Origin of the sequence: Prevotella sp. AM42-24 (genome assembly GCF_003461825.1) — a bacterium.
Classification (GTDB): Bacteria; Bacteroidota; Bacteroidia; order Bacteroidales; family Bacteroidaceae; genus Prevotella; species Prevotella hominis.
The window spans coordinates 29,347-33,509 of sequence record NZ_QTXV01000040.1 but is presented as its reverse complement, the minus strand read 5'-3'; the positions used below and the strand labels follow the sequence as shown (position 1 = coordinate 33,509).

Here is a 4,163-nt window from a genome sequence, read left to right as displayed (position 1 = left end):
TCCTCGCCTAACTTTAGTAAAAGATGATTAATAAAAGTTTGTTATATAAACTCTGTATATTTTTGTTTCAAACTCATTTCATCTGAATTTTCACTTAATCCCAGAGCGACTTGCTGCTGGAATTAGATTCTGATTCATCCTCCTCGTCGAAATCGTAATCCCAAGAAGAGAAGTTATTTTCCTTGGAGAGACCTCCACCAATTCCGCCTGGCCCATATTCAATTCCTTCATATTGCGATTGTCCCAACAGTTGTGACCCCACAACTACAAAACTTACTGAAACATTCGGTTGTATATATTTCTTTTTCATTTTATTCTTTGCTTACTTGTTCTACAATACTTATAGTTACTTAACCACGAACTTTCTGCCGTTGTGGATATAGATTCCACCTGCTGTAGGCTTCTCTACCTGCTGACCACTCAGGGTGTAGTATTTGCCATCGTTCAACTTAGTGCTCTGATTTACCACCTCGTTGATACCTGTTGTACCGCCAACATTATCAAAGTCAAATATGACTCCAGGAACCTTCTTCGCACTGCCAACAGATTCAAAATCAACATAATTTGTACCAAGATATTTCATCGTTGCCGCAGTTTTCTTAGGTATTGGCAAATAACTACAGTTACTTAAGTATGGCTTGCTACCTTTAGAAATCCAGAATCCAAGAAGATAATCATTTGCTCCATATTTTTTATCACCTGTAGCAATCTGGGCATTATAGTATCCAAAGAAATAATTGTAATTATCCTTGTCAGATGAAGGAATCACACGTGAAACAAGAATTGGCTCCAAGCAGTTTTTATCCTTCTGATATTCTACAACATCTTTATACTCCTCCATAGGAATTACCAAATTATTGTAGGATTTAAAATCTTCACGAGATTTGAATTTAGCTCCAGGTATCTTATTAGAAACATTATCCCAATTTGTTGCAAGAATCACACCAGTATTAGCAGGAATCACACGGTCATCCTTAGATACATATTCATTAATATTCTTTAGAGTCATCTTAACAGCACCAGATTTATCATCTGCGCTGATGCTACTAACCACATAGATATCAACCTTATCAGAAATCTTCCATGACTTTTGTGCACTCCATGTTCTCATATACCTATAGCCAAGCAAATTAGTTATTTTTTGCTTGTTGTCTTCAGAACCATAAACCACGTCCTCTAAATCGTGTAACTCCATATCCCTATTTGCAGTAATGGTGTAATAATAGTCAGTAACTGGTTTTTCACCATCACTATAGGTATTGAAGTAAAGACGTACTGTCCATCGACCTGCAGGGCGGTTCCAGATGATATTCCAATCTTCTTCTGAGTTTTCACCCTTCTGTGTATAATTAACCTTATTAGGATCATTAGCATCTGCGGTATGACCAACTACTTTTGGATCCTTAGAATCATAAGGATTCTTAGCCATCTCCTTAGGCTCAGCACCATCAGTATTCTCATACCAAGTGATTTGGGGATCACGGTTACCTACAAATCTGAACTTTTTTCCATAAGCTTCTTTAGTAGTAACGACTCTCGCCTTATAACACTGCTCAGTTTCATCATAAACCATATCTGCAGCATTAGATTTGTAATTCCATGTACCATTCGCATTTAATGTACCAGGAATAGCATCACCTACCAAAGATACAGAGTTAAGCACTACACGGTCTGTACGCAGCTGAAGGTCACCACAAAAACCGTATACAGCCTTATCTCCATTTCCCCTTGAAGGATTATATTCTACAATTCGCGTACCCCAATAATTTTTATCAACCTTTAATGGAGCTCCATTTGGAAAAATCAAATTATCAGGAAAAGTACCTTTAAAATCAAGTCCACCATTACCTTGTAAGAATAACTTATTTGTCGTTGGACTCGGAATTCTTTCCAGATAAAATCCATGAATAGTTCCATAATCTTTCGCATCATCAACCTTATCGTTATTATAAATATAATTAGATATTACATAGTACGAACGATTTGCAGCGAGATTGACAGTACCAAAGAAATTATTGTAAAATTGGGGGTTAGTATCTCGATTTATTAATTTGTAAGTATCATAAAGAGGCATAGCTGTTGCATCAAGAGTATTGCTGAGGAAGTAAGCTACACGCTTATCTGCTATATGTGTAATCTTCCACATCTTTGGCTCATGAGTATTCTTTTCTACAGCAATATATACTTCGTACAATCCATCAGAATATTCACTTTTAGACACATTACGAGTAGAAAAATCCCAATAATTCTTTGTCTTGTCAAAGAGATTTGTACTTTCATTAGGTGTTATACCAGCCCATTCGGTACTTTGCCCCGTTGTAGGATTAGCCCATTCGGTACTTTGCCCCGTTGCAGGAAAATCCTTATCAATTTTTTTATTCGCAGTTCCTGGACCAAAGATACCAGTTTTTTCTCCATTCTCGTTCACATACATAAGCTGAGCTTTAGCAGTAAGAGAAGCAGGTATCTCAACCATATATATATCATATGCAGTTCTTGCACTTTCATTAATATCCTTCTGCTGCTGGAACTTGAACACAGCATCGTCATAATTTATCCCATCTGTATCAAAGGTAAAGAAGTTACCAGCGAGATAGAAACCCTGAGTATATTTTTTTCCTGTGAGACGATTAGTTGTCACAGTATTCCACTCTTCAGTTGTGCTGCCGCTGCCGCCACCTGTGCCGCTGCCGCCACCTTCTGAAGAAGAAGTTATTTTACCACCTTTGTTATAGGAGGCACCATCAATAACTTCCCAACCACCAGAAGAAGGATGCTTATAACCATTATCTATTCCATCATTGAATACAACGCAGGCATTAGAAGCTAAATTGTCTCCCAAATTGAGAGTCCACGTAGCCTCTCTTGTTCCGTCAGCATTCGTCTTAATATTTTCACACTTAGTTCCATGCCACTTGGGACCTATTTCTTCACCACCTTTCTGATAAACATAAGCCCAAATATCACCCCATTTCTCATCATCGATGTAGTGAATAGTGACAGTTTCAGCCATCATTTTCAGTGGTATGCTCATTAAGAAGCATAACACCATCATCATTAGTGTAAATCTTTTCTTCATAATTATATAGCTTTAAACCATTTTTACAAGGAGAATATTTCTCAATTTCAAACAGAGTTTCTTGGTCACCTTAGAGGTATAAACATGATTATCATTATCCTTGACCTCAAATCCGGTACTCGGACATTGGAAATAGACAGTGACATCGACTGCCTTTACCGTTTGCGATAGGGACAATAAAGCCCAAACCGCCATTAAAAACGTAAAAAATCTTTTCATCTTTTATTTTAGTTAAGTTATTATTTATATGTTGTTCTAAGCTTCTATGAGCAGGTAGATGACCTTGAAACTGTTCTGTTAGATAATCATCACTTCTTTTAGGAACTTATACGTCATTTTTAACTTTGTCTATTTTTTTTAAGATGAACATGCTTTTAGCAATATCCATTACTGAGTCAGAAACTTTTATTATACTAACTTTTATCGGGCAAAGATAGTAAAAATATCTAAAACCTGTTCACTTTTACCCCATATTTCTACACTTATTTTAATGCAATCGATTGCACAAGCAGCAGATTTTAGCCTTTTTCCTTTGTTATTCCGAATAAAATGATTAGCTTTGCAAAAGCAAATAGGCTGATAAGGTATTATCACCAGAAACTTAAAAGAACAAACCATGGCAGAATTGAAATTATATCCAGTAGGAATCCAGACTTTCGAGGAAATCATCACCCGAAATCTGCTGTACGTAGATAAGACGGAATATGTCTATCGCATGACTCATAGCGGTGGCAAACATTTCTTCTTAAGCCGTCCACGCCGTTTCGGAAAGTCATTGTTGGTTTCTACCTTTAAGAGTTATTTTCTGGGAAAGAAGGAACTCTTCAAAGGACTCGCTATTGAAAAGTTGGAAAAGGACTGGACGGAATATCCTGTCCTGCATTTCAGCATGGCTGGCGGTAAACACATGGAGAAAGACCAGCTGGAAAGATATTTGGATTTCGAATTGAATAAACTGGAGAAACTTTTTGGTATTGATACTCCACGTCAGGATCCTAATACCCGTTTGGCAGATTTAATTATTAAAGCTTATCAGCAAACTGGCAAGCAGGTGGTTGTACTCATTGATGAGTATGATGCTCCC

4 protein-coding genes are annotated in these 4,163 nt (G+C 37.0%); 1 reads left to right on the top strand and 3 read right to left on the bottom strand.

Annotated elements, in window-relative coordinates:
• Window positions 1-94: 94 nt before the first annotated feature.
• Genes DW917_RS11605 through DW917_RS11595 form a run of 3 tightly spaced genes read right to left on the bottom strand, consistent with a single transcriptional unit; the run spans window position 95 to window position 3,298 of the window.
• Entirely contained in the window at window positions 95-310 is a 216-nt protein-coding gene (locus tag DW917_RS11605; RefSeq protein ID WP_118118881.1) for a hypothetical protein, read from the bottom strand.
• Between the two features lie 36 nt (window positions 311-346).
• Entirely contained in the window at window positions 347-3,079 is a 2,733-nt protein-coding gene (locus tag DW917_RS11600) for a hypothetical protein (protein WP_147344176.1), read from the bottom strand.
• Window positions 3,080-3,091: 12 nt separating this feature from the next.
• The gene (locus tag DW917_RS11595; RefSeq protein ID WP_118118877.1) at window positions 3,092-3,298 is read right to left on the bottom strand and encodes a hypothetical protein; all 207 of its coding nucleotides are present in this window, start codon (window positions 3,296-3,298) and stop codon (window positions 3,092-3,094) included.
• A gap of 397 nt (window positions 3,299-3,695) precedes the next feature.
• Here DW917_RS11595 and DW917_RS11585 point away from each other — a divergent pair.
• On the top strand, window positions 3,696-4,163 hold a 468-nt coding region (locus tag DW917_RS11585), incomplete at its 3' end, for an AAA family ATPase (protein WP_199545549.1).

What these genes read in the sequence shown, in the direction of transcription:
- DW917_RS11605 (WP_118118881.1), bottom strand. Translation starts at nt 310, where the DNA reads ATGAAAAAGAAATATATACAACCGAATGTTTCAGTAAGTTTTGTAGTT.
- DW917_RS11595 (WP_118118877.1), bottom strand. Translation starts at nt 3,298, where the DNA reads ATGAAAAGATTTTTTACGTTTTTAATGGCGGTTTGGGCTTTATTGTCC.
- DW917_RS11600 (WP_147344176.1), bottom strand. Translation starts at nt 3,079, where the DNA reads ATGAAGAAAAGATTTACACTAATGATGATGGTGTTATGCTTCTTAATG.